The following is a 24,359-nucleotide window of genomic DNA, read 5'->3' as shown; positions in this document are numbered from 1 at the left end:
TTGCAAATCGGTCGGCCGCCGTGTTTTGCGCGTTGCCGACAAATCGTCAAACGCTCTGTGCGAAAATCGAAAAACAATGAAATACTCCGTCATCGTTCCTGTGTATAATCGTCCCGACGAGTGCAACGAATTGCTGGAAAGCCTGCTCTCGCAGACGTTCAAGGATTTTGAAGTGCTGGTTGTCGAAGACGGCAGCGACATTCCCTGCAAGGACGTTGTGGAACAATATGCCGATCGGCTCAACGTGAGCTATTTTGCCAAACCCAACAGCGGCCCCGGCCAAACCCGCAACTACGGCGTGGAGCGAGCTGGGGGAGAATATGTGCTCATTCTCGACAGCGATGCCGTGTTGCCTTCCGGCTATATGGCCGCCATTGAGAGCGAACTTGCCGTCAATCCCTGCGATGCTTTCGGCGGCCCCGATCGGGCGCATCCGTCGTTTTCGCCCATGCAAAAGGCCATCAACTACGCCATGACCTCGTTTTTCACGACGGGCGGCATTCGCGGCGGAGCCAAAAAGCTCGACAAATTCTATCCGCGCTCGTTCAACATGGGCGTACGCAGGGAGGTCTACGCCGCTTTGGGCGGATTTTCGGAAATGCGTTTCGGCGAAGACATAGACTTTTCCACGCGCATCTTCAAAGGCGGCTATCGCTGCCGCCTCTTTCCCTCGGCGTGGGTGTATCACAAGCGGCGCACCGATTTGCGTAAGTTTTTCAAACAAGTACACAACAGCGGAATAGCCCGCATACACCTCACCAAACGCCACCCCGGTACGCTCAAGCCCGTCCACCTTCTGCCGTCGGTCTTCACGCTCGGCGTGTTGATGCTCGTGTTGTCGACCGTCGTCGGGCTTTCCGCCGGCTGCCCCCACTCGCTGTGGTGTCTGGCTCCGTTGGGGCTTTATGCCCTGTTGGTGGGCATCGATGCCGCGCTCTCGGAGCGGTCGGTCGGTGTGGGAGTTCGCGCCGTGGCCGCCTCTTTTGTGCAGCTCATCGGCTACGGCTCCGGCTTTCTGCGGGCTTGGTGGCACAGCGTGGTCAGAGGCAGAGGCGAATTTGAGGCTTTCAAAACCAACTTTTACCGATAGCCCCTCCTTCTCTCATGGTCAAGCCCTTGACAGAACCCTCAATGCCGGCACTCGATGCTCCCCGCAAGCGCGCCATTCACGAATGGAGCGCCGACGAGCGTCCGCGCGAAAAATTCATGACCGACGGCGGCGACTCTCTCCAAGCCGCCGAGTTGCTCGCCATTCTCGTGGGCAGCGGCAATGCCCGTGAGGACGCCGTGACGCTCATGCAGCGCATCTTGGCCGACTGCAAAGGCAGTTTGCGGCGATTGGGACGGATGTCCATTCCCGAACTGTGCGCCTACAACGGCATCGGGCCGGCCAAAGCCGTGACGATATTGGCCGCCTGCGAGCTGGGCGTGAGGCATGCCGCCGAGGAAGTGGACACCGAACGGCTCGACACGTCAGAAAAAATATACCGCTTCTTTTATCCCAAACTCCGACATCTGGCCGTCGAAGAAGCCCATGTGCTGTTGCTCAATCGAAATCTGAGATTTGTGCGCAGCGTGATGATCGGGCGTGGCGGTATCGACAGTGCTTCTGTCGATGTGCGCGTCGTATTGCGCGAGGCACTCGTGAGCAATGCCGTGCATGTGGCTTTTTGCCACAATCATCCCTCCGGCAGCTGTCGCCCCTCTCCGCAAGACGACCGGCTGACGGCCGATTTGAAACGGGCTTGCGAGGCCGTCCGGCTCATATTCATTGACCACATTGTCTTGGCCGACGGATGCTATTACAGTTACGCCGACGAAGGACGCTTGTGATTGCTCCGAAAGCCGCCCACTTCTTTTTCGCGGAAAGCGCATCGTGCACCGCTCCCCGAATTTCAACAACATCAATCAACGAAAACAATCCTTCATGACTCCCGAAGAAAAACTCCAAATAGAAGAACGCATCGTCGAGGTGCTGAAAACCGTTTACGACCCCGAAATCCCTGTCGACATCTACAATCTCGGCCTCATCTACAACATTGATTTGGGCGACGACGGTTTGCTCGACATCGAAATGACGCTCACCGCGCCCAACTGTCCCGCCGCCGATTTCATCATGGAAGACGTGCGCATCAAAACCTCCGGCGTGCCCGGCGTGGTCGATGTGCGCATCAATCTCGTTTTCGAGCCGGAGTGGCATCGCGACATGATGAGCGAAGAGGCCAAACTCGATTTGGGATTCCTCTAAATCGTTTGGCATGGCTGCCGACACTCTCCCGATGAAACACCGCCGTTCCTCGTTTTGGCGTGGATGTCGCTCCGCTTTTCGGGCGGCGTTGGCGGTGGTCATGGGCGAGGAGTGTGTCGTGTGCGGCCGTCCGCTGGTCGGTGCCGGAGTTTGTGGCGATTGTTGGTTGAGGCTGCCCTACACACGCCTGCAAGGAGCGGTCGGCAACGAAATCGAGCGACTGTTTTGGGCTGAGCCGCGTGTGGAGCGCGTCAGTGCTTTCTTGGTTTATAAACCCGAATACAAAATCGCCGCTTTGGTGCATGCCTTCAAATATCACGGTCGGCGCGACTTGGCCTGCCTCATGGGGCGCGCCATGACCCGCGATCTGAAAGCCACCGACTTCTTCGACGGCATAGACGCCATATTGCCCGTTCCGCTGTCTGATCGGCGACAACGCCGGAGAGGCTACAATCAGAGCGAGGCTTTGGCCGAAGGTGTGGCCGAAGTGCTTTCGCTGCCCGTCATTTCGACGGCGGTGAAGCGGGTGGTCGACAATCCGTCGCAAACGTCGCTCGACCCCACCGAACGCACCGAAAACGTGAAAAATATCTTTGCCCTTGCCGACGCTGCCGCTTTGGAAAACAAGCGTATCCTCATCGTCGATGATGTCATCACCGTCGGTGCCACGCTGTTGAGTCTTGTGCGAACGCTCGAAGGCATCCGAGGGCTTCGCATCCGCATACTTGCCCTTTGTGCGGCAGGAACTTATCGCCGCGGTCGTGTCAGTGAACACGACCTCGGATTGCCCGATCTGACGGCACACTACGATCCGTCGGCCGTGCGCCGTTATCCCGCCGAAGAGAGAAAAACAACTCCGCTCCTCTAAAACCGCAACACATGAAACCCATCTATTTCCTTTCCGACGCCCACCTCGGAAGTCTGGCCATTGTCAGCCGTCGAATGCAAGAGCGGCGATTGGTCAATTTCTTGGACAGCATCAAACACAAAGCCGGCGCGATCTACATGCTCGGCGACATGTTCGACTTTTGGCACGAGTACAAAACCGTGGTGCCGAAGGGCTTCACCCGCTTTTTGGGGAAAATATCGGAACTCACCGACCTCGGCGTAGAGGTACACTACTTCACGGGCAACCACGACTTGTGGATGCACGGATATTTGGAAGAAGAATGTGGGGTGGTGTTGCACAAAGAAACGTCATGTACGGTCGAGCTTTACGGCAAGATCTTCTATCTCGCACACGGCGACGGCCTCGGCATTGACGACAGGGGCTTCAAACTGCTGCGCGCCCTGTTTCACAACAAATGGGCGCAGCGACTCTTTGCCGCGCTTCACCCGCGTTGGGGAGTGGATTTCGGGCTGCAATGGGCAAAGCGGAGCCGCCTCAAACGCGAGGACGGAAAAGAACCTCCCTTCCAAGGCGAAGACAAAGAGCCGCTGATCCTTTTTGCCAAACGCTATTTGAAAGATCATCCCGACATCAACTTCTTCCTCTTCGGACATCGCCACATCGACTACGACCTGATGCTCTCCCGCACATCGCGCGTTGTGCTCTTGGGCGATTGGATTTCGCTCTTCACCTATGCCGTGTTCGACGGCGAACATCTCTTTCTCGAAGAATTTGTGGAAGGAGAAACCGAACCTTGATAAATTTCCCCTATGAACGATATTATGCTCAGTGCGGAGCACGTTTCCAAACGCTTCGCCCGACACACCGCTCTCGACGACGTCAGCATTCGCGTGCGTCGGGGCTGCGTTTTCGGTTTGCTCGGCCCCAACGGTGCCGGAAAAACCACCCTCATCCGCATCATCAATCGCATCACCGCTCCCGACTCGGGCAACGTCACTTTCTGCGGACATCCGCTCGCCCCCGACGATGTGTTCAACATCGGCTACCTGCCCGAAGAGCGCGGCCTCTATAAGAAAATGAAAGTGGGCGAACAGGCCATTTATCTGGCACAGCTCAAAGGGCTCGACCGTCGAGAGGCCAAACGCCGATTGGTGGAGTGGTTTGAAAAGTTCGGCATCATGCCGTGGTGGGACAAGAAGCTCGAAGAACTCTCCAAGGGCATGCAGCAAAAAGTGCAGTTTGTCATCACCGTGCTCCACGAACCGGAATTGCTCATCTTCGACGAACCTTTTTCCGGCTTCGATCCCGTCAATGCCGAACTGCTCAAACGTGAAATTTTGGAACTGCGCGACAAAGGCCATACCATCATCTTTTCGACCCACAACATGGGCAGCGTCGAAGAAATCTGCGACGACATCGCCTTGATCAACCGCTCGAAAGTGGTGCTCGAAGGAGCGGTTGCCGAGGTGCGCGACAGCCACCGCACCGGAACGTTTGAAATCGTTGCCTCCGCCGGTCGCTTGCAAGAGCGTCCGGAGCTGTATCAAATTCTCGACCAAAGCCGACAGCGCGATCTGATCACCTACCACATTCGCAAGGAACAGACCGTCACCGTGGCACAACTCGCGACTTGTGTGGCCGACGACGTGGAGTTGAGAAGTTTTGCCGAGAAAATGCCCGGTATGAACGAAATTTTCATCCAAACCGTAAGTCGCTCCAACCATGAATAAAACACTCATCATCATACTTCGAGAATATACCACTCGCGTGAGCAAAAAATCTTTCATTCTCCTCACGCTCCTCATGCCCGTGTTGTTTGCGGCTTTGATTGTGGTGCCGATCTTTTTGGGAAAGATAGAAGACGACGAACAAAAGAAAGTGGTTGTTGTCGATCGAACGGGAAAATATCTCCCTCTGTTCAAAACGAATGAGAAGTATCTCTACGTGCCCGACAGCGAGGTGCGTGCCGACTACAAAAGCGATGATACCGACGTGGAGGCCGTGGTGCTCATCACCGGCAATCTCGCAAACAATCCCAATGCCGCCACCATTTACGGACGCAAGGAAATCCAAACCGATCTCAGAAGCAGCGTGGAAGAAGTGCTTGCATCGCAAATTCGGAAAGAAAAGCTCTCTGCCTACGATGTGCCCGGACTCGATGATATTATCGCCGACGTCGAAAAAGACTTTTCTGTCACCACGGTCAAGTGGAGCAAAGACGGCGGAGAGAACTTCTCCTCGTCCGACATCGCCGTTGCCGCCGGTTTCCTCTTCACGTTTCTGATCTACATGTTTGTCATGGCCTACGGCGGCATGGTCATGCAGAGCGTTATGGAAGAGAAAACCAACCGCATCATGGAGATCATGGTGTCGAGCGTCAAGCCCTTTCAGCTCATGATGGGCAAAATCGTCGGCGTGGCACTCGTGGGCTTCACGCAAATTGCCATTTGGGGCGTTTTGCTTTTGGGCATTTTCACCATCGTCGGACAAGTTTTGATGCCCGAACTCGGAGCCGAGGCCGTTTCGTCGGGTGCCATCGCGCCTATGGGTGTGGATTCCGCCGCCATTGCCCAAGCCTCCGAAGGCAGCCAAAACGAAATGTGGGTGGCACTGATGAATCTTCCTTTCTTGGAAATGGGCATCATGTTTTTGCTCTATTTCATCGGCGGCTATTTGTTGTTTGCCTCTTTCTTTGCCGCTGTCGGGGCTTCGGTCAATAGTCAGGAAGACTCGTCGCAGTTCACGATGCCCGTCATCATCTTCCTCATTTTCGGCATGTATGCCGCCATGGGCAGTGCTCAAAACACCGACGGCCCTCTCGCTTTTTGGGCGTCGATGATCCCCTTCACTTCTCCCATCGTCATGATGGTGCGCATCCCCTTCACCGTTCCGTTGTGGCAGGAGTTGCTCAGTCTTGCCATTCTCTACGGAACAGCCCTCTCCATGGTTTGGGTGGCGGCCAAAATCTATCGCGTCGGCATCCTCATGTATGGCAAAAAGCCTACCGTCAGGGAAATGATGAAATGGATCAGATATAAATAATAGGAAAAGTTCGCTCGTGTGGATTTCGAGTCTTTCCTTTTCCGTTTTTGCCGTCGGAAGAAAGACCCCCTCACCTCGAACGTCACTCTCGGAGAAGTCTGCCGGCAAGGGCAACTTCTCCACTTTCATTTTCAACATCATGAAAAGAATTTCTGTCGTTTTCTGCTTTTTTCTCCTCTTGCTCCCGGCATTCTCGGTTTTGAAGGAGCGCGATTTGGCACGCACGCTTGGTGTGCTTCGTGCCGAGTTGGAACAAAACCATGCGGAGAAGAAAGCTTACATCAAACGCCTCGAAGACGAGAGCCGAAACCAGCACGCGCAACTCGTGGACTATATGCAACGCTCCGAGCAGATCGCGCTGATGCTCTATTCCCAAAAGGAAGACTACACTTTCGACATTTCTTACGCCTGCGGACAGGCCACCGAACTCTATCGGCTCCTCACCGACGAACTCCTGCCTTTTTCGACGACGCAAAAGCAGTTGCGCACAGAGATTGACCGCTATGCGCGTCTGGTGCGTTCGCTCGAAGAGCTGCCGCCCTCAGTGACGAGAGGGGAGGGTGTTTCGCTCAACACGCAAGTCGTCAGTGCCGCCCTCGACACTTTGACAATTAACGCCGAGCAGGCCAAACTCGTGGCCGACAGTATCAACCTCCTTTCGGAAGCCTACACCCTCACCCCCAAACAACGCGAAGACAGAGCCGTCGCCTTGAAAATTCTCAAAGAACTGCAACGGCGTTTGCAGACACTTGACGAGCAGCTCAATCGCGACAAAGCCTATTACATCGCCGTCAAAGAAAAGGTGGAGCGATTGAATTCCTATGCCATGGCGCGCTATAAGCAGATGCAGCAGAGCATATTTCTCACCGGCGGGCAGAACTATTTCGGCATCTTGCGTAACTTTTCCGACGCCTATACCATTGCCAAAAGCGATTTGGTGCAGAAATATTCTTCGCTCGACGGACTTCCTTCGACTTACAGCGAATGGCGCGGCCCCGTGGTCACATTCATGCTGCTCTTCATCTTGGGCTATGTGGCCGTGGCCATTGCGCTGAGCAACGCCATTTTGCGACTGATGCCGCGCCGCTGGTTGCCTGCCGATTTCAGGCGAAAGCGTCCCATCTACTTCACCGCTTTGGGACTTTTCTTCTTTGCCGCCTCCATTATGTTGGTACGTTTGTTTGTCGATAGAAGTTTCATTCTCATGGCACTCGGACTGATGACCAATATCGCTTGGTTGGCACTGGCCGTGGTGGTGTCGCTGCTGGTGCGCCTCAATGTGCGCCAAGTCGGCCTCGGTCTTCGGCTTTATCTGCCTTTTATCATCATGGCTTTCATCGTGGTGTCGTTTCGCGTGCTTTTCGTTCCCAACACGGTGGTGGCACTTCTCTTTCCGCCGTTGTTGCTGATCTTCTCGGTGTGGCAGGTGCGCACGCTTCGCGTTCCCAAAGGCAGTATGCCCACGAGCGACATTCTCTATTCGGCCGTGGCGATGCTGGCCATGTGTGTGGCCACGGTGATGGCTTGGACGGGCTTCGTGCTGATGGCGGTGCAGGTGATGGTGTGGTGGATGTTTCAACTGGCCGCCACGCAAACGATCATGGGAGGATATTACCTCATGGAACGCTACGAACGCATCTTTGTGTTGCGTAAGATTAAGGCGCATCTGTCGGATACCGGTGGCGACATCGTCGGAGATGAAGTGCTGCTCTTGCGCATCCGAACGGGAGCATACATTCCGCGCACATGGAGTTTCGATTTTGTCAAACGCGCCCTTTTGCCCACTTTGGGAGTTCTTTCCGTGCCGCTGAGTGTGTGGTATGCCGCCGGCGTGTTTGAAATGACCGATGTCGTTCGAGAGTTTTTTGACTACAATTTCATCGACCGCAAAGGTGTCATTCAGCTTTCCCTCTTGAAACTCACCCTCGTCGGATCGTTGTGGTTTGTGTTTCGCTATCTCAACTACGCGGCGCGCTCTTTCTATCAGCACATCACCAAAATGCGCAACCGCCTGCCCGACTATCAATACAACTTCACCCTTGCCAACAACGTCATCGCCATTCTCGTGTGGGGTGCCTACGTGCTGTATGCGTTGATCTTGCTGCAAGTACCCAAGAGCGGCATATCGATCGTCACGGCCGGTTTGGCCACGGGTATGGGGTTTGCCATGAAAGACCTGCTCGAAAACTTCTTCTACGGCATCTCTCTCATGACGGGACGCATCCGCGTGGGCGATTTCATCGAATGCGACGGCGTGACGGGACGCGTGGAGAGCATCTCTTATCAGAGCACGCAGGTCACCACGCTCGACGGGTCGGTCATCGCTTTTCTCAACACGCAGCTTTTCAATAAAAACTTCAAAAACCTCACGCGCAACAACGCCTACGAAATGGTCAAGATACCGGTCGGCGTGGCCTATGGCTCCGATGTGGAACAGGTGCGCCGCCTGATCATCGCCAGTCTTGAACCGCTCAACGAACCCTTGCCCGACGGCCGTTCGTTGTTCAAGCCCGATACGGACATCGGCGTTTCGTTTGCCGAGTTTGGCGAAAGCAGCGTCAATCTCACCGTTTGGTTCTGGGTGCTGGTCGAGGTGCGCGCCGGAACACTTTCGCGAGCTCGCGAGGCCATCTACAACACACTCAACCGCAACAACATCGAAATTCCTTTCCCCCAACTCGATGTACACACGCGATAGCCATGGCGAAAATATGAACCCAACGTCTTGTCTGTCAAAAAAAATCGCTAAATTTGCAGCTGCAAAAGCAACTCAAAACTCTATTTTAAGATAAACTCATGATTAAATCTCAGGACATCAAGAAGGGCGTTTGCATCCGCATGGACGGCAAACTCTACTTCTGTATCGACTTCCTCCACGTTAAGCCCGGTAAGGGTAACACCATCATGCGCACCACCCTCAAAGACGTGGTGAGCGGTCGCGTGCTCGAAAAGCGTTTCAACATCGGCGAGTCGCTTGAAGACGTGCGCGTGGAGCGTCGTCCCTATCAATATCTCTATCAAGAGGGCGACGACTTCCTCTTCATGAACCAAGAAACTTTTGACCAAGTGCCCATCGCCCGCGATTTGATCACCGGTGTGGAATACATGAAAGAAGGCGACATCGTGACCGTTGTGAGCGATGCTTCGACCGAAACCATTCTCTACGCCGAAATGCCTATCAAGGTGGTACTCCGCATCGACTACACCGAGCCCGGCCTGCGTGGCGACACCGCCACCAACACCCTCAAAGACGCCACGCTCGAAACGGGGGCCAAAATCCGTGTTCCCCTCTTCATCGAAACAGGCGAACTCGTCGAAGTGGATACTCGCGACGGTTCTTACCAAAACCGTGTGAAAGGATAATGCTTTTGCGATAAGCAGAACAACCAAGCAAAGTCGTGTCAAACCATGAGTTGGGCACGACTTCTTTTTTTAATCTGCACACCAATCGACTTAAACGGAATATCGCCTACCAATGCTTAAACGCTATTCTCGATAGTGGAAAAGGAACCCATACGTGAGAAAAGATTTTTTTAAGTCATACCGAAACTCCGAATTGCCGAAAAGGGAAGCAAGCAGGAACCTGCGGAATTTAGGTCTGTGACAGATTTTTCTACTCGTTACTCCGTTTGCACTACTCCTTGGGTAAGATGCGCTTCGACGCTCCAAAGTATATCCGACCAATCCGAAGAGAAATCGGGATAATACTTCGAGAAAAAAAACAACTTTCACTCCTTACAGGGAGTTTATCTTCTTTTTGTCTACATTATCTACACTGTTGATGTTAAGGGGCAGATATTTAGGCTGTTGCGAATGTAGACAACGTGGGGAATTACCTACATTCGTTGTTACATTCTACACAAGGCATCGGGAAGGCGTGCAAAGGCTCGAAATCGTTCGTGTAGGCAGTGTAGGTTTTGGGAAAATCTGTCTACATTCGTTTTTGTTTGTGTATCACGTACTTAGCTTCTTTCAATGTATATCGAAAAACGCCCGTATACACTCGCATGTTGTTGAAATGCAGAGAGATGCAAGGCATAGTGTAGGTTTTTTGGTAATTTCATGAGATGATCATAGAGAGAGCCATATCGTGAGCTATCCTCGATTTGAAAAGGGCGGTTTCATCGGCGGAGGAAGCCGGGGAAGCGAAGGAAGGGCGGCGGAGCGTTCGACGAGAAATGACGGCATGGGAGAGCGTTCGCTTTTGAGGGTGTTTCGCGATTTGTTGAGGCAGATATGCCGCGAACGATGAGTGTCCGATAAAAAAGTAGCCTGTTTTTTTTGTAATCATGAAATAATGGTTTATCTTTGCTCTCACAATCAAGAGAGATTGATCATGGTGCTCGCACCATTTTGATAAAATCAAGCCTTAGGCTGTGCTGGTTAGATTGGGATACTCATCAATTTTTTCAGAATCACCGAGAAGGCTCTTCATCCAATGGCGTGCCGATACTGCATTTTATCGTGTGGAAGTCGGATTACAGAGGGTGTGTGGGCGCTCAAATCCTTACTACTCGGAGTTTCATCATCGTCACCGGCACAGCCCTTTTTCTATCTTATCGCCATGACGCTTACCCCCATGCAGGAAACGGCCGTTGCTGCCGTCGAAAAAAAGAAAAACATTTTGTTGCTCTCTCCCACCGGGAGTGGAAAGACGTTGGCCTACTTATTGCCCGTGATCAAAGGCCTCGACCCTGTTGCCGATCGTTTGCAGGCCGTGGTAGTGTTGCCGAGCCGAGAATTGGCATTGCAGGTGGAAGCCGTTTTTAAGGAAAATGCGCCGCAATTTCGCGGCATGAGCCTTTATGGAGGACGTCCGGCGATGGAAGAACATCGGCGTTTGCGCGAAATAAAGCCCCACATTGTTTTTGCCACGCCCGGTCGCTTGCTGGACCATATCGGCAAGGGAAATCTTCGACACTTGTCCACTCATACGATCGTAGTCGATGAATACGACAAATGTTTGGAATTGGGATTTCGTGACGAAATGGATCGTATCGGTCTGGAATTTGCCAACACGCCGCAAGTGATACTGACCTCGGCCACACGCTTTGAGGCAGAGAAACAAACCGATCAAACGTCGGCGGAGCTTTCAACCCCACCGACGTTGTTGAAAGGACGCAAGTTTCAAACCATCGACTATCTCGACGACAACACTTCTCTCCAAGAGCGTTTGAGCATTTGCACCGTTCGCTCTCCGGAAAAAGACAAACTCGACACGCTTGCCCGATTGCTGACGCATATAAGGCAGGAAAGTGTCATCGTTTTTGTCAGTCATCGTGAAAGTGCCGAGAGAATAGGACGTTTTCTGTCTGAGGCTTCATTCTCCGCTGTGGTCTATCACGGAGGCATGCCGCAGGACATGCGTGAGCGTGCTTTGTATCGTTTCAGGGCGGGAGCGGCCACGATTTTGGTAAGCACCGATTTGGCCGCAAGAGGTTTGGACATCCCCATGGTGCGGGCGATCGTACACTATCATCTTCCTCTTGACGAAGCCTCATTCACTCATCGTTCCGGACGCACAGCGCGTTGGGAAGACACGGGGACGGCCTATTTGCTGATTTCTCCGGATGAGGTTGTTCCCGATTTTGTCAAGGAACACAGTGTGCTTTCCGTCGATGAAATCACCCCTCGCCCTTGCCGGCCGGAATGGACGGTGCTCTACATCGGTCGCGGGAAGAAAGACAAACTTTCGAAAGCCGATGTGTTGGGATTTCTATGTAAAAAGGGAGGGCTCAATGCCGAGCGCATCGGGCGCATAGACTTGGCGGATCATGCCGCTTATGCCGCCGTGAAACGGAGTGCCCTCAATGCTTTGTTGAAGCAGATCGGAGGAGAGAAAATCAAAGGAATGAAAACGATTATCGAAGAAATGAAACGATGAAGATAAAAATAGACAACACCTCGTTGCAACAGGCCGCCGGCGAAGGAATGGATGCTTTCATTCGTTTGGTGACGGACGGTATTGCGGCATCCGTCGGCGGTGAAATGACGGTTGAAGCTTTCTCAAAACTCGAACCCGATCAGATTACCCTGTGGGGGTATGTGATTTTGCGCGACGAACTTTGCGACGGCGGTTTCATTCAGTTGATCCACAACGGTTATGGCCCTTTCTTCTTTCTCAATCCCTTTGCCAAGGCCATGCGTCTTTGGGGACTGAAAGATTTCTCCAAATTTCTCTATAAAGCCCGTGAACTCTATGAATTGTATGCCGAAGTCCTCACAAAACCGTGCAGTGATGAGGAGTTTATGGCACTCTATGAGCAATATCCCGCTTTTGAAGATCTCGACGATGAATTTATGGAGAAAGAAGAGGAATATACCACTCGCATCGCTTATTATTTGGACGAACACATTCACGACTTCATCGAAATAACGAATGGCTAAACAAAGCAACGGAAAAAAAATACCCGCAATCCGTATCAAAAACAAACGGGCAACATTTGACTATGAAATCATCGACAAGTATATGGCCGGTATTGTCTTGACGGGCACGGAGATCAAAAGTATACGTGCCGGAAAGGCATCGCTGGTCGATACGTTCTGCTTCATTCACAATGGAGAGATGTGGGTGAAAAACATGTATATCGCCGAGTATGCCGACGGTACTTACAACAATCACGCCACGCGGCGAGATCGAAAGTTATTGCTCAACAAAAAAGAAATTCAGTCCTTGCGTAACGATACGCTTTCGCCGGGCTACACCATCGTTCCGCTTCAATTGTTTATTGACAATAAGGGACGTGCAAAGCTCGATATTGCACTTTGTCGAGGAAAAAAAGAATTTGACAAACGAGCCTCCATTCGCGAGAGAGAAGACAAACGCGAACTCGATCGCTTTGTCAAACGGTTTTGAAAATGCTCTTTGACAAGAGCAACAACCGTTTTTTGCAGTCACTGACACGAAGTGGTGGAAAAGTAAAAAGAGAAAGAGCAGAATGTATGAAAACACATTCTGCTCTTTTCTCTCTGTATTGAGGAAAGTGTTAATGAAGTTCCTCTTGCGCATAGGCGACACTCATCCGGAGAAGAAATAGAAGGAAGAATAGGGGGCGTCTGCGTATCATAACTCCGATGAATGTTGATGTGCTGCAATGAAATGAACAAGCAGCCACATCGCTCGCGGCTTTAAGAAAGAACGTAAAGCAAGCTCTTTTCTCAAACGCCGAATGAGAAGGTATCAATGTAGGTGTAGAGGCTTCCGACGAGTCCGAGCAAGATGACTCCCGCCAAGCAGATGAAGAGGGCTGCACGAGTGTAGCGATCGCTGCGGAAAGGAGAAATCGGAGTTTCGGAGGGAAGAATGTACATGGCTTTAACGATGAGGAGGTAGTAGTAAAGGGAGATGACCGTGTTGATCAATGCCACCAAAACCACCCAATGCCAACCTGCACTGAATGCGGCCATGAATACAAAGAACTTCGAGAAGAAACCTGCGAAAGGCGGAATGCCGGCCAAGGAAAAAAGGCAGAGCGTCAGCAGAAAAGAAAGTTTCGGATTGGTGCGATACAGTCCGTTGTAGTCGTCAATGAGGAGTTTGCCACTATGCTGTTCGATAGTGTTGATGACGGCAAATGCTCCCAAATTGGCTACGGTGTAGACAATGAGGTAATAGACCATGGACGACATACCTTGTGCCGTTCCGCCGAGAATGGGAAGTATCAGATAGCCTGCTTGGGAAATGGCGGAAAAAGCCATGAAGCGTTTGAGATTGCGCTGACGAATGGCAAAAAGGTTGCCCACGGTAATGGAGGCGATGATGAGCCAAACGAAGACCTCGTTCCACGCTTGAAAGATGATCTCATTGAAAGAGAAGTGTATCAAGATAGAAAGCAGGGTGAAAGCCGCCGCTCCTTTGGAAAGGACGCTGAGATGAGCCGTGACAACCGTGGGAGCACCTTGATAGGTGTCGGCCGTCCAGAGGTGGAACGGAACAAGAGAGAGCTTGAAACCCATGCCGGCCACGAAAAAGGCTACACCGAGTAGAAAAAGCGCATCGACGGAGGGGAAGAAACGAGAGATGTCGGCAAAATACAGACTGCCCGAACAACCGTAAATGAGGGAAACGCCGTAAAGCAAAAGCGATGCCGAGAAAAGAGCGAGCAGAATGAATTTTGCCGCAGCCTCCGCACTTTCGTAACGGTACTTGTCGAAAGCTACCAAGGCGGAAATAGGTACGGAAGCAAGTTCCAAACCGATGAAAAACATGAGGAAGTGACCGCTCGACATCATGAAATACATGCCGAGGAGCGTGAAGAGCGTGATGATGTAGAACTCACCCTGCTTGACGAGGTTTTCCTCGCGAGAAAGCCAGCGGTGTGCCATGAGAAACACGATGAGCGTGCCGAGGTTGAGGGTGAGTTTGACGATCGTTGTCATCGGGGTGGAGAGAAACATGCCTCCGAAAGCCGAGCCTGCACTCAGCGCGTGATGACATGAACCGGACTGAGGGCATAGAGAGTAGAGCAGAAAGAGCGTGTGCAGTGCCAACAAGGCTACGGGCAGCGGGGTGTTGTACACTCCCTTACCGCCTTTGTTGTCGGCACTCATAAAGAGATCGGCCACAAAGAGAACGATGATCACCGCCAACAAAGAGAGTTCGGCCTGCATGGAGAGAAACTGGGAGTAATCCATGGGTATAATGAATTTCTAAGAATTGTGGGAGTTTACAAAAAAGGATTGGAATGACTGTCAAACAGACTGCCTGCGGCTTGAAGCTGTTCGATGACGGGGTGAACACCGGTTTGTATCATGTCGCTCACCCAAAACGGTGCAAGACCGAGTCCGGCAACGGCAAGGATAAGACAGATGACGGAGAAACGTTCGTCCCAAGTCGCATCGGTGAGTTGAAGGTGATGAGGGTTGGTGGGAGTGCCGTAAAGGATCTTTCCGACAAGACGGAGGATGTAGACCGCCGTGATGACGATAGATGTGCAGGCAATGACGGTCATTGCCGTGTAGAACGTGCCGGGATTTTCAAAAGAGCCGACAAAGATCGTCATCTCGGCCACAAAGCCCGACAAACCGGGGAGTCCCAAATTGGCCAAACCGGCGATGACATAGCACACGGCAAGGAAAGGCATGATTTTCATCAAACCGGCCAGCTCACGAATGTCACGGGTGTGTGTTCTGCCATAAATAAAGCCGATGAGGGCAAAAAACAATGCTGTCATCAGACCATGAGAAAGCATTTGGAGAATGGCACCGACACTTGCTGTCTCGGTGGCCATACAGATGGCAAACAGTACAAGACCGCAGTGAGATACGGAAGAATAAGCATTGATATATTTGAGGTCGGTTTGCACACAAGCCGAAAATGCGCCATACACGACGGAGATACCTGTCAGAATGAGGAAAATCCAGCTTAATTCGTTGGCGGCTTCGGGAAGCAGATACATCGCGATGCGGAAACAGCCGTATCCGCCGAGCTTCATGAGAACGCCGGCGTGGAGCATCGAAACGGCCGTCGGGGCGGAGGCGTGACCGTCGGGCGACCAAGTGTGGAAAGGAAAGAGTGCGCCGAGGATTCCGAAGCCTACAAATGTCATCGGAAACCAAAGCATTTGCCAGTTGCCGTCAATGGCATGAGCTCCGCCGGTTTGGTTGGCAATGTCGATGATGTTCATGGTTTGTCCGCCGGCACCGTAGAAAATGCCGAATATGCCGCACATCAGGAAGGCAGAACCTCCCATGAGCATGAGGGTGAGTTTCATGGCGGAATATTCTTTACGTCCCGATCCCCAAACGCCGATGAGCAGATACATCGGGATGAGGGCGATCTCGTAGAACATGAACATGGCGAACATGTCGATCGTGATAAAGAAACCGAACACGCCCATGGAGAGCAGTGTGAACCAAAGGAAGTACTCTTTGGTGAGAGGGCGAAGTTGCCAAGAGGCGAATGTGCCGGTGAAGACGATGACGGCCGAAAGGAGCAGCATGGCCACACTGATGCCGTCTACCCCCACGGTGTAGGTGATGTGGAGCGGAGGAAACCACTCGATACTCTTCACGAAGAGCATCTCGCTTTGAGGGTCGAGGGAACGTGCATCCAAAAAGGCGAATACAAGATAAACGGAGAGTGCCAAAAGTGCAGTGCTTCCCGTCACCATCACTCCTCGAACTTGATTGAGGTTGCGAGCTGCCCAAAGACCGAGCAACATCAACAAAGGAATGAGTACGAATATCGAAAGAAAATTCATAGGGTTGGATTTAGAAGATCATGAGGAGTAAGAGAAGAAGCGCACCCAGCAAGAACGCGAAAGCGTAATGCTGAACGTTGCCGCTTTGGAAATTCCGGATGAGAGCTGCCGTGCGGTGCGTGCCCCATGCCAAGAAGTCGAAGAAACCGTCGATGACGCGGCGGTCGAACCGGGCAATGGGAGAGGAGATGCGTCGGAAAATGATGCGGTGCGTGACGAATTGATAGACTTCATCCAAATAGAAGCGTTTGTATGCCCAACGATGAAGACGCGGCGCAGCGGCATACATCTTTTGAGCGATGGGTTGCTGCTTTCCGGCAAAGATCCAAGTGGCAAGGCCGATGGCGACAATGGCAATGACGCTGCTGGTGACGGCCACTTGCGTGTTGAGGTGAATGTCGTAGGCTTGGCCGGTTGCGCTGACAAGATGACCGAAAGGTATCCAACCTCCAACGATCGTGATGAGGCTCAAAACGATCAAGGGTACGGTCATTGTCCACGAAGCCTCGTGGGGGGTATGGTGTGCATAGGCTTCACTGTTGTCCTTACCCCAGAAAATGCCGTAGTAGAGACGGAACATGTAGAAAGCCGTCATAGCCGCCACGACCGTCATCCACCAACCGAGCAAAGGACTGTATGCAAAGCAGGCTGTGATGATTTCGTCTTTTGAAAAGAAACCGCTCAATCCCGGAATGCCGGCTATGGCCAAGCAACTGATGAGGAAGGTGGCGTGGGTTATGGGCATGTATTTGCGCAAACCGCCCATGTCGCTCATCTCGTTGCTGTGGACGGCATGAATGATGCAACCCGCTCCGAGGAAAAGGCAGGCTTTGAACATGGCGTGGGTGAAGAGGTGGAACATCGAGGCCATATAGCCGAGGCTCGAATGGTTGTCGATGAGATGATCGCCGTGACCGGGCAGGCAGGCACCGAGTGCCACCATCATAAAGGCAATTTGCGAAATGGTGGAGAAGGCCAACACTCGCTTGATGTCGGTTTGTACGCAGGCCACCGCCGCGGCATAGAAAGCGGTGAGTGCACCGACCCACACAACGATCGAAAGACTGTCGGGAGCATATTCCATCCACATGGGAAACATGCGGGCGATTTGAAAAACACCGGCCACAACCATTGTTGCGGCGTGGATGAGGGCTGAAACAGGAGTCGGGCCTTCCATTGCGTCGGGCAACCAAATGTGCAGAGGGAACATGGCGCTCTTTCCGGCTCCTCCGATAAACATCAGTACGAGAGCGGTGGGAATAAGGAAACCTGCGGCTGCCACCTCTTTCGATATATTGACTGTTTGGAATGCGGCAGCCCCTTCGGCCAACTGAATCGTGCCGGAGAAAGAGAAGCTGAACGATTCGGCGAAATAGCCGAAGATGAGAATTCCCACCAAGAAAAACATGTCGGCAAATCGTGTGACGATAAATGCTTTCTTGGAAGCTGCGATAGCGGCCGGAGAGGTGTAGTAAAAGCCGATGAGCAAATAGGAAGACACACCGACCAACTCCCAAAACAGATACATTTGGAAGATGTTGGTGGCCAACACAAGCCCCAACATCGACATGGTGAACAGACTCAAAAAAGCGTAGTAGCGTTGAAAACCTTTTTCGCCGTTCATGTAGCCGAACGAATAGAGGTGAACCATGAGCGAAACGGTGGAGATCACCACAAGCATCATCACGGATATGGGATCGAGCAGGATACCCAAATCAAAATGAAGTGTGCCGAGCGGAAGCCACGTGAAGTTGTAGGGCACGATTGTAGCGAAAGTGCCATCGGTCAGACGTTCGGCGGTGAAGTATTCGTAGGCTGTCAGGTAGGACAAGAGCGTGACAACGGCCAAGGAGCTTGTCCCGATCAAGCCTGCCGCTTTGTGACTCCACACTTTGCCCGTCTTGGTGATGTCCATGTCGATCACGCCGATGAGCAAAAAAGAGAATAGCGGCAGTAAAAGGATGAAAATTGTATGTTCCATTGTGCTAAATTACTTTGAAAGTTACCATTTCATCTTGGTGAGTTGGTCTACGGAGATGTTTTGCAACTGACGATAAATGTTGATCATAATGGCGATGGCCACGGCGCTCTCAGCGGCGGCAATGGCTATGCCGAAAATGGCAAAAAACAAGCCTTCGTGTCCGTTCGGATAGAGCAGGCGGTTGAATACGGCAAAATTGATGTCGGCGGCATTGAGCATGAGTTCGATGCTCAGCAGAATGGCCAGTGTGCTTTTGCGAGTGATAAAGCCATAGATCCCGGCAAACATCATAATGGCCGAAACGAAGAGGAAATATTCGATTTGAATCATAGCAAAAATGAGTTTGAAGGGACGGATTAACGTTTTCGTGCAATGAGCAAACCGCCCACGATGCAGGCGAGCAGCAAAACGGAAACGGCTTCAAAAGGAAGCAGATAGCCTTTTCGATCGGTCGAAAGCATGTGCTCTCCGATTTGGTGCATCGAAGGAGTTGCCGCTTCCGAGGGAGCTGTGAGCGTTTCCGCACCGATAAATCCGTGTGCCCAAAATATACCGACCACCACGGCCAGCCCAACGAGGCTCAGCAGTAGTGCCGAAAGAGATTTCAAACGTGAATTTTCGGTGAGTCGCTCCTGTTTCCCGCTGGTGAGCAAGATCGAGAAGACGTAGAGCACGATGATGCCTCCGGCGTAGACCATGATTTGCACACTTCCCAGAAAAGTATATCCCAGCAAGAAATACAAACCGGCCGTGCCGAGAAGAACGAAAAGTAAGTAGGTGGCGGCACGAACGATGCTTTTGGTCACCACTGTGGCGATGGACGAGCAAACGATGAGCACAGCCAATATCACGAACATGATGTCTTGTGCGTTCATTCTTATTGTTGATTTTAGCGTTACTTCTTGGGTTGAACCTTCGAACCGGGATGATTCAGTTGTTTCACGAGTTTTGTGCGATCAAACACGGCGTATTCAAATTCGTTGTCGAAAGCGAGTGCGCCATGAGGGCAGCTCGTCACGCAGAGCATGCAATACATGCAACGGCCGTGGTCGTAGACATGTTCGACGAGCACCTTGCGCTTTTTGCCGTCTTCTCCCTCCCGCATTTCCGACTTGATGACAATCGTGTCATTGGGGCAGACCATTTGACAGATGCCACACCCTACGCATTTGTGTTCATTGAGTTCGTTGTGAGGGAGAATGAGTTGTCCGCGGAAGCGTTCGAACATTTTGTTCGTTTTCCGATTTTCGGGGTAACGCTCGGTGATTTTCGGAGTCCAAAATTCGCGCATCGTCACTTTCAGACCGGTGCACAAACTCTTTATACCTCCCATAAGACCGGCGAAGTAGCCTTGTTGTTCCATAATCGTAATAGTTTGTTGAGAGGTGAATTAAAAGGTGAGGCCGAAGCTCACGAGGAGCGCCATGCCGATGAGTAAGGTCATAGAAATGGGAATCAGATATTTCCATTCGAGAGTCAGGATTTGGTCGATGCGCAGACGTGGGAATGTCCAACGTTGCCACAGCAGCAAACCGATGACAAAGAAGGTCTTGCCCACAAACCACACAAAGCCGGGGATCATCGACATCACCTCGTTGAAGCCGTCAAGACCGGGAACGACGAAAGGTGCCCAACCGCCGAGGAATATGGTGGCGGCAATGCCGGCACACACCACGATGTTGAGGTATTCTGCCAGATAATAGTAGCCGAAGTCCATGCCCGAATATTCCGTGTGATAACCTGCCGTGAGTTCGCTTTCGCTCTCCGGAAGGTCGAAAGGACCGCGATTACACTCGGCATTTCCGGCAATCAGATAGATGATGAAAGCAGGCAGTGCTATGATATGTCCGCGGAAGATGTTCCACCCCAAGTCGGCTTGTTGCTGACAGATTTCGGAAAAGCTCATCGTTCCCGTGAGGCAGATCATGGTCAGCATCACCATGCCGATAGACAATTCGTAGGAGATGATCTGCGCTCCCGAACGCATTGCGCCGATGAGGGAGTATTTGTTGTTGGACGACCAACCGGCCAGCAATATGCCGACCACGCCCACACTGCCCACGGCCAAAAAGAAAAACACGCCGACGTTGAAGTCGATGATTTGTGCGCCCTTGTTCCAAGGCAGGCAGGCAAAAGTCGTCATCGAGGCCGTCACCACCAGAAAAGGGGCGATGCGATGAAGGAAACGGTCGGTTTGTCGGAGGTTGATCACCTCTTTGGTCATCATCTTCAACACGTCGCTGATGACTTGCAACCAACCCCATTTTCCGACGCGATCGGGGCCGATGCGGCATTGAAAGGCGGCGCAAACTTTGCGCTCGGCGTAAATCATGATCATGGCAAAAACAGCATAAATACTGATGAGTGCCACGGCCACGAGCACGCATTCCGTCACTACGGCAAGGCTCTCGCCGAGCAATCTGCTAAGAAATGCGTGTAGCGGTGTCGTTACGTCTGAAAAGTCAAACATATTCGTATTTGAATTTTAGGTGTGATTTGTAGCGTTGGGTTCAAGGCGGCTTTTCTCATCGGTCGATGTCGGGCACGACGTAGTCGATTGTTCCGCCGATGGCGATGAGGTCGGCAATCATATATCCGGTGCAGGCCGTGTCCATTACGGCCACAAGAGGCAGTCCGGTGGCGCGATAGTGCAAACGATAGGGCATTTTGTCTCCCTTGCTTTCGATGTGTACGCCCAAAATGCCGCGGCTGCCTTCGACGGCGGAATAGTAGCTGCCGACGGGCAATTTAAGCACAGGCTTCATCTTTTCGGCAATTTTGCCTTCGGGAATGTTGTCGATGAGCTGTTCGATGATGTGTAGCGACTCGCGGATTTCGTCAAGACGAATCATATATCGGGCAAAGCTGTCGCCTTCCGTGCGCACCACTTCTTTGAATTCCACCCGGTCGTAGGCCGCATAGGGGCGATGTTTGCGCAGGTCGTTGTGCCAACCCGAGGCGCGTCCCGTGCCGCCGGTGCAGCCGAAAGAGATCACTTGCTCTTTGCTGAGTATGCCCACTCCTTTCGAGCGATTTTGGAAAATGACGTTTCCTGTGAAAATATCGTCGTATTCTTTCAAGTTCTTGCGCATCATGGGAATGAATTCCTTGACACGTCGTTGAAAGTTGGGATGGATGTCATAGGCCAGTCCTCCGATCATGTTGTAGTTGAGAATCAGACGACCGCCGCAGGTTTCTTCAAAAATGTCGAGCACTTTTTCACGATCGCGGAAACCGTAGAGGAATGAGGTCGTCGCACCGAGATCCTGACACAGGCACGAGAAGAAAAGCAGGTGTGAATCAATGCGTTGCAACTCGTCCATGATCGTGCGGATCACTTGCACCCGGTCGCTTACCTCTACGCCCAAGGCCTGCTCGATACACATGCAAAGCGCATGGCGGTTTTGCATCGCGCCGAGATAGTCCATGCGGTCGGTCAGGGCGAGCGTTTGCGGATAGGTCAGTTCTTCGCTGATCTTCTCGATACCGCGATGAATGTAGCCGAGGTGCGGATCGATCTTGGTGATGATTTCGCCTTCGAGACGTGTGCGAAAGTGCAACACGCCGTGTGTGGAGGGGTGCTGAGGGCCGAGATTGATCACATAGTCTTCTTCGGCAAACAGCGGTGTTTCCTCTTTATGAAGTTTTCCGTCGGGCGTCAGCGTGTATTTCACGGCCAAATCCGATATTGGCTCGTCGGTTTCTGCTATTTCGGGATTATTGCTTTCCTCATATCCGTTTTTGCGGAAAGGGTGTCCCACCCAATCTTCGCGCAGGAAGAGGCGTCGCAAGTCGGGGTGATTGAGGAAGATGATGCCGTAAAAGTCATAAACTTCCCGTTCGTAGAAGTTGGCAATGTCCCAAAGGTCGGTCACGCTGTCGAGGTATGGCGTTTCTTTGTCGGCGGCAATGACCTTGACATGGGTCATGTCGAACGTTTCGGGATTGGTGAGCGAATAGACCACTCCCATTCCCTCTTCTCCCCAGTCTGTTCCGGTGAGATTTTCGAGCAGCGAGTAGCCTTCGGCTTTGAGATGTGCCAGACGTTCGTGCAGCTCTTCGGGTGTCACGACCTCGGGCTTTATTTCGTTCTTCGCCGGTGAAGCCGGTGGAGGTGTCGGTCTCGGAGCGGCAGGTTTCGGAGTGGGTGCCGCTGTCGGTTGCGATGTCGATTTGTCGGTGGGAGCCGTTTCCTTTTTCTCCTCTTGCACCGGTTGGGGTTGAGGGGTTTCGGGACAGATGCTTTTTTCGTTCTCTTCCATTTACGCTTCCTCCTGTTGTTTTAGCAGTTCGACATATTGTTCGTCCATTTTCTCCTTGTAGGGGTCTTGTTCTTTGCGATTGACCGTTCCGAAGAAGTTTTCCACTCTCACTTTGCGTTGCAGTTGCATCATGCCGTAAAGAAAGGCTTCGGGACGAGGCGGACAGCCGGGCACATACACATCCACGGGGATGATTTTGTCCACACCTTTCACCACGTGGTAGCTTTTGGTAAAAGGCCCTCCCGATATGGCACAACCGCCGATGGCCACCACATACTTGGGGTCGGCCATTTGGTTGTATAGACGTTTCAACACGGGAGCCATCTTCGTGGTGATGGTGCCGTTCACCAAGATCACGTCGGCCTGCCGAGGGCTGTTGCGAGTGATTTCAAAACCAAAGCGTGCCATGTCGTAGCGAGCTGCCGCCACGGCCATGAACTCGATTCCGCAACAGCTTGTGGCAAAAGTCAGTGGCCAAAGCGAGTTGCTGCGCCCCCAGTCGATGAGCTTGTCGAGCGCACCGACCACTACGCCGACGCCGTTTTGGTTAAGTTCTTCGACAAGTTTTTCGAGAGTTTCGTTGTCTTGAAACTCTTCATGAGGGATATTGTCGATAATGGGATTTTTCTTTATTGCCATTCCAAAGCTCCTTTCTTCCAAGCGTAAGCCAAGCCCAGAACTAATATAAATAAAAAGAACACCACGCTCAACAAGGCCGCTGTTCCCATGGAGTTCATCACAACTGCCCATGGAAAAAGAAACATCGTTTCCACGTCAAACATCAAGAAGAGAATGGCAAAGAGGTAGTAGCCCACACGAAACTGCATCCACGAGCGACCGCGCGTGGGAATGCCGCATTCAAACGGATCCTCCTTTTGTGCATTGAAGCTACGCGGTGCAAGCAGCTTGGCCAATACCGTCACCAAACCGACAAAACCGAGGCCGGTCAGTAATGCGGTGACAAATAGGGTAAAGTTCATAGCTCAAAAAAAGTGTGTTTATGGTTGAATTTAAGTTGTTTTATTCTACGGTTGAAATCTTTCCGTTCCCTTTCGGAAATCCGAATGTCAAAACGATGTGCCGCCGTTTCCGAAAAGAAAACTTATGCACGGTCGAATGCCTTTCGTCCGGTAGGAAGAAAAAGACAAATGTCCGCAACTCGGCGAAAGTCATATTGCCGATATGCGGACACAATGCACGTTGAGATGGGCACAATGGCTCATCTTCAAGGTCTTATTGTCAAAGGCAAAAGAGCTGATTCTGTTGCCTCTTATGCTGTCTTTGTTCACTTTGTCGGGGTTTTGATATACAAGGCCTCTCCTCCTGTTATTGTGTTCCATGTCGTGCTGTGTGGGCACACCGTGAAGGTGAGGTGATTTGTATTTGAGCGCAAAGATACGACTTTTCAATAATTGCACAAATGAATTGATAAGTTTAATTTGCAAAAAGAAGAATTTATCGGCGTTCGGCGGCTGGAAAGACGCGTGAGGGCTACCTCTCTCTCTTCGATGACTTTTGTTTCTTGCAAAAAGACCGTGATTTTCCGCGCTTTTTCTTTTTCCGTTATTCTCATTTCTATTTTTGCGAATGGTCGCTTTTCGTTTTCTCGTCTTTTGGAGGTGATGTCATCTCCCCGGGAGGTGGGATTTTCTACATGAGAGATAGAATATTCTACTCGTTAGGTAGAAAATCCTTCCTCCCATTCCGTTTCGTTTTTTTGCTGTCTGATTTTTCGTTCGTGCAATAGGGTGGTGCGCCCATTGTTCTCTTCGAT

23 protein-coding genes are annotated in these 24,359 nt (G+C 51.9%); 13 read left to right on the top strand and 10 right to left on the bottom strand.

The window, feature by feature from the left end; translation table 11 throughout:
* The first annotated feature begins 76 nt into the window (after positions 1 to 76).
* The 13 genes from EII14_RS02480 to smpB all read left to right on the top strand — a co-directional run bounded on the left by EII14_RS02480 (position 77) and on the right by smpB (position 12,996).
* Positions 77 to 1,090, top strand: a complete 1,014-nt coding sequence (locus tag EII14_RS02480; RefSeq protein WP_124930993.1) for a glycosyltransferase family 2 protein — start codon at positions 77 to 79, stop codon at positions 1,088 to 1,090.
* Positions 1,091 to 1,116: 26 nt separating this feature from the next.
* Positions 1,117 to 1,833: a DNA repair protein RadC gene (gene radC, locus EII14_RS02475; RefSeq protein ID WP_233569351.1), complete on the top strand. Its 717-nt coding sequence runs from the start codon at positions 1,117 to 1,119 to the stop codon at positions 1,831 to 1,833.
* 94 nt (positions 1,834 to 1,927) lie between these two features.
* Complete coding sequence (locus EII14_RS02470; protein ID WP_124931033.1) at positions 1,928 to 2,248, top strand: metal-sulfur cluster assembly factor; 321 nt, start codon at positions 1,928 to 1,930, stop codon at positions 2,246 to 2,248.
* A gap of 10 nt (positions 2,249 to 2,258) precedes the next feature.
* On the top strand, positions 2,259 to 3,116 hold the full coding sequence (locus EII14_RS02465; RefSeq protein ID WP_124930992.1) for a ComF family protein: 858 nt from the start codon (positions 2,259 to 2,261) through the stop codon (positions 3,114 to 3,116).
* A gap of 11 nt (positions 3,117 to 3,127) precedes the next feature.
* Entirely contained in the window at positions 3,128 to 3,895 is a 768-nt protein-coding gene (locus tag EII14_RS02460; RefSeq protein ID WP_124930991.1) for a UDP-2,3-diacylglucosamine diphosphatase, read from the top strand.
* Between the two features lie 12 nt (positions 3,896 to 3,907).
* Positions 3,908 to 4,828 (top strand): ABC transporter ATP-binding protein, encoded by a 921-nt coding sequence (locus tag EII14_RS02455; RefSeq protein ID WP_233569350.1) that lies wholly within the window; start codon positions 3,908 to 3,910, stop codon positions 4,826 to 4,828.
* On the top strand, positions 4,821 to 6,140 hold the full coding sequence (locus EII14_RS02450) for an ABC transporter permease (RefSeq protein WP_124930990.1): 1,320 nt from the start codon (positions 4,821 to 4,823) through the stop codon (positions 6,138 to 6,140). The genes EII14_RS02455 and EII14_RS02450 overlap by 8 nt, the downstream gene beginning before the upstream one ends.
* Positions 6,141 to 6,279: 139 nt before the next feature.
* A complete protein-coding gene (locus tag EII14_RS02445; RefSeq protein WP_124930989.1) occupies positions 6,280 to 8,838 on the top strand; it encodes a mechanosensitive ion channel family protein in 2,559 nt (852 codons plus the stop codon).
* Positions 8,839 to 8,936: 98 nt separating this feature from the next.
* Positions 8,937 to 9,503 (top strand): elongation factor P, encoded by a 567-nt coding sequence (gene efp, locus EII14_RS02440; RefSeq protein WP_124930988.1) that lies wholly within the window; start codon positions 8,937 to 8,939, stop codon positions 9,501 to 9,503.
* A gap of 727 nt (positions 9,504 to 10,230) precedes the next feature.
* Complete coding sequence (locus EII14_RS09265; RefSeq protein ID WP_158608295.1) at positions 10,231 to 10,392, top strand: hypothetical protein; 162 nt, start codon at positions 10,231 to 10,233, stop codon at positions 10,390 to 10,392.
* Between the two features lie 312 nt (positions 10,393 to 10,704).
* Complete coding sequence (locus tag EII14_RS02435; RefSeq protein WP_124930987.1) at positions 10,705 to 12,024, top strand: DEAD/DEAH box helicase; 1,320 nt, start codon at positions 10,705 to 10,707, stop codon at positions 12,022 to 12,024.
* The gene (locus tag EII14_RS02430; RefSeq protein WP_124930986.1) at positions 12,021 to 12,527 is read left to right on the top strand and encodes a DMP19 family protein; all 507 of its coding nucleotides are present in this window, start codon (positions 12,021 to 12,023) and stop codon (positions 12,525 to 12,527) included. The genes EII14_RS02435 and EII14_RS02430 overlap by 4 nt, the downstream gene beginning before the upstream one ends.
* Complete coding sequence (gene smpB / locus EII14_RS02425; protein ID WP_124930985.1) at positions 12,520 to 12,996, top strand: SsrA-binding protein SmpB; 477 nt, start codon at positions 12,520 to 12,522, stop codon at positions 12,994 to 12,996. The genes EII14_RS02430 and smpB overlap by 8 nt, the downstream gene beginning before the upstream one ends.
* A 302-nt stretch (positions 12,997 to 13,298) precedes the next feature.
* Here smpB and EII14_RS02420 read toward each other — a convergent pair whose 3' ends face one another.
* Genes EII14_RS02420 through EII14_RS02375 form a run of 10 tightly spaced genes read right to left on the bottom strand, consistent with a single transcriptional unit; the run spans position 13,299 to position 23,565 of the window.
* Positions 13,299 to 14,774: an NADH-quinone oxidoreductase subunit N gene (locus EII14_RS02420; protein WP_124930984.1), complete on the bottom strand. Its 1,476-nt coding sequence runs from the start codon at positions 14,772 to 14,774 to the stop codon at positions 13,299 to 13,301.
* Between the two features lie 32 nt (positions 14,775 to 14,806).
* Complete coding sequence (locus EII14_RS02415; protein WP_124930983.1) at positions 14,807 to 16,342, bottom strand: NuoM family protein; 1,536 nt, start codon at positions 16,340 to 16,342, stop codon at positions 14,807 to 14,809.
* Between the two features lie 10 nt (positions 16,343 to 16,352).
* Positions 16,353 to 18,323, bottom strand: coding sequence for an NADH-quinone oxidoreductase subunit L (gene nuoL / locus EII14_RS02410; RefSeq protein ID WP_124930982.1), 1,971 nt, complete (start codon positions 18,321 to 18,323; stop codon positions 16,353 to 16,355).
* A gap of 21 nt (positions 18,324 to 18,344) precedes the next feature.
* Positions 18,345 to 18,653: an NADH-quinone oxidoreductase subunit NuoK gene (gene nuoK, locus EII14_RS02405; RefSeq protein WP_124930981.1), complete on the bottom strand. Its 309-nt coding sequence runs from the start codon at positions 18,651 to 18,653 to the stop codon at positions 18,345 to 18,347.
* 26 nt (positions 18,654 to 18,679) lie between these two features.
* Positions 18,680 to 19,198 (bottom strand): NADH-quinone oxidoreductase subunit J, encoded by a 519-nt coding sequence (locus EII14_RS02400; RefSeq protein WP_124930980.1) that lies wholly within the window; start codon positions 19,196 to 19,198, stop codon positions 18,680 to 18,682.
* Positions 19,199 to 19,218: 20 nt separating this feature from the next.
* Positions 19,219 to 19,686 (bottom strand): 4Fe-4S binding protein, encoded by a 468-nt coding sequence (locus tag EII14_RS02395; RefSeq protein ID WP_124930979.1) that lies wholly within the window; start codon positions 19,684 to 19,686, stop codon positions 19,219 to 19,221.
* 27 nt (positions 19,687 to 19,713) lie between these two features.
* Complete coding sequence (locus EII14_RS02390) at positions 19,714 to 20,793, bottom strand: complex I subunit 1 family protein (RefSeq protein WP_124930978.1); 1,080 nt, start codon at positions 20,791 to 20,793, stop codon at positions 19,714 to 19,716.
* A gap of 55 nt (positions 20,794 to 20,848) precedes the next feature.
* The gene (locus tag EII14_RS02385; protein WP_124930977.1) at positions 20,849 to 22,585 is read right to left on the bottom strand and encodes an NADH-quinone oxidoreductase subunit C; all 1,737 of its coding nucleotides are present in this window, start codon (positions 22,583 to 22,585) and stop codon (positions 20,849 to 20,851) included.
* Positions 22,586 to 23,224, bottom strand: coding sequence for an NADH-quinone oxidoreductase subunit B (locus EII14_RS02380; protein ID WP_124930976.1), 639 nt, complete (start codon positions 23,222 to 23,224; stop codon positions 22,586 to 22,588).
* Entirely contained in the window at positions 23,215 to 23,565 is a 351-nt protein-coding gene (locus tag EII14_RS02375; protein WP_124930975.1) for an NADH-quinone oxidoreductase subunit A, read from the bottom strand. Before EII14_RS02375 ends, EII14_RS02380 begins: the two co-directional genes overlap by 10 nt.
* Between the last annotated feature and the right edge of the window lie 794 nt (positions 23,566 to 24,359).

Source organism: Alloprevotella sp. OH1205_COT-284 (assembly GCF_003859795.1).
GTDB lineage: Bacteria > Bacteroidota > Bacteroidia > Bacteroidales > Bacteroidaceae > Alloprevotella.
Note: the sequence above shows the minus strand (reverse complement) of the source record. Positions and strands in the feature narration are given on the sequence as shown.

Excerpts from the sequence above, each read along its gene's own strand:
- EII14_RS02470 (WP_124931033.1), top strand. The coding sequence starts at position 1,928 with ATGACTCCCGAAGAAAAACTCCAAATAGAAGAACGCATCGTCGAGGTG.
- efp (WP_124930988.1), top strand. The coding sequence starts at position 8,937 with ATGATTAAATCTCAGGACATCAAGAAGGGCGTTTGCATCCGCATGGAC.
- nuoK (WP_124930981.1), bottom strand. The coding sequence starts at position 18,653 with ATGATTCAAATCGAATATTTCCTCTTCGTTTCGGCCATTATGATGTTT.
- EII14_RS02415 (WP_124930983.1), bottom strand. The coding sequence starts at position 16,342 with ATGAATTTTCTTTCGATATTCGTACTCATTCCTTTGTTGATGTTGCTC.
- EII14_RS02480 (WP_124930993.1), top strand. The coding sequence starts at position 77 with ATGAAATACTCCGTCATCGTTCCTGTGTATAATCGTCCCGACGAGTGC.
- EII14_RS02445 (WP_124930989.1), top strand. The coding sequence starts at position 6,280 with ATGAAAAGAATTTCTGTCGTTTTCTGCTTTTTTCTCCTCTTGCTCCCG.
- EII14_RS02390 (WP_124930978.1), bottom strand. The coding sequence starts at position 20,793 with ATGTTTGACTTTTCAGACGTAACGACACCGCTACACGCATTTCTTAGC.
- EII14_RS02385 (WP_124930977.1), bottom strand. The coding sequence starts at position 22,585 with ATGGAAGAGAACGAAAAAAGCATCTGTCCCGAAACCCCTCAACCCCAA.
- EII14_RS02395 (WP_124930979.1), bottom strand. The coding sequence starts at position 19,686 with ATGGAACAACAAGGCTACTTCGCCGGTCTTATGGGAGGTATAAAGAGT.
- EII14_RS02435 (WP_124930987.1), top strand. The coding sequence starts at position 10,705 with ATGACGCTTACCCCCATGCAGGAAACGGCCGTTGCTGCCGTCGAAAAA.
- EII14_RS02460 (WP_124930991.1), top strand. The coding sequence starts at position 3,128 with ATGAAACCCATCTATTTCCTTTCCGACGCCCACCTCGGAAGTCTGGCC.
- EII14_RS02430 (WP_124930986.1), top strand. The coding sequence starts at position 12,021 with ATGAAGATAAAAATAGACAACACCTCGTTGCAACAGGCCGCCGGCGAA.
- EII14_RS02450 (WP_124930990.1), top strand. The coding sequence starts at position 4,821 with ATGAATAAAACACTCATCATCATACTTCGAGAATATACCACTCGCGTG.
- EII14_RS02380 (WP_124930976.1), bottom strand. The coding sequence starts at position 23,224 with ATGGCAATAAAGAAAAATCCCATTATCGACAATATCCCTCATGAAGAG.
- EII14_RS02400 (WP_124930980.1), bottom strand. The coding sequence starts at position 19,198 with ATGAACGCACAAGACATCATGTTCGTGATATTGGCTGTGCTCATCGTT.
- smpB (WP_124930985.1), top strand. The coding sequence starts at position 12,520 with ATGGCTAAACAAAGCAACGGAAAAAAAATACCCGCAATCCGTATCAAA.
- nuoL (WP_124930982.1), bottom strand. The coding sequence starts at position 18,323 with ATGGAACATACAATTTTCATCCTTTTACTGCCGCTATTCTCTTTTTTG.
- EII14_RS02375 (WP_124930975.1), bottom strand. The coding sequence starts at position 23,565 with ATGAACTTTACCCTATTTGTCACCGCATTACTGACCGGCCTCGGTTTT.
- EII14_RS02420 (WP_124930984.1), bottom strand. The coding sequence starts at position 14,774 with ATGGATTACTCCCAGTTTCTCTCCATGCAGGCCGAACTCTCTTTGTTG.
- EII14_RS02455 (WP_233569350.1), top strand. The coding sequence starts at position 3,908 with ATGAACGATATTATGCTCAGTGCGGAGCACGTTTCCAAACGCTTCGCC.
- EII14_RS02465 (WP_124930992.1), top strand. The coding sequence starts at position 2,259 with ATGGCTGCCGACACTCTCCCGATGAAACACCGCCGTTCCTCGTTTTGG.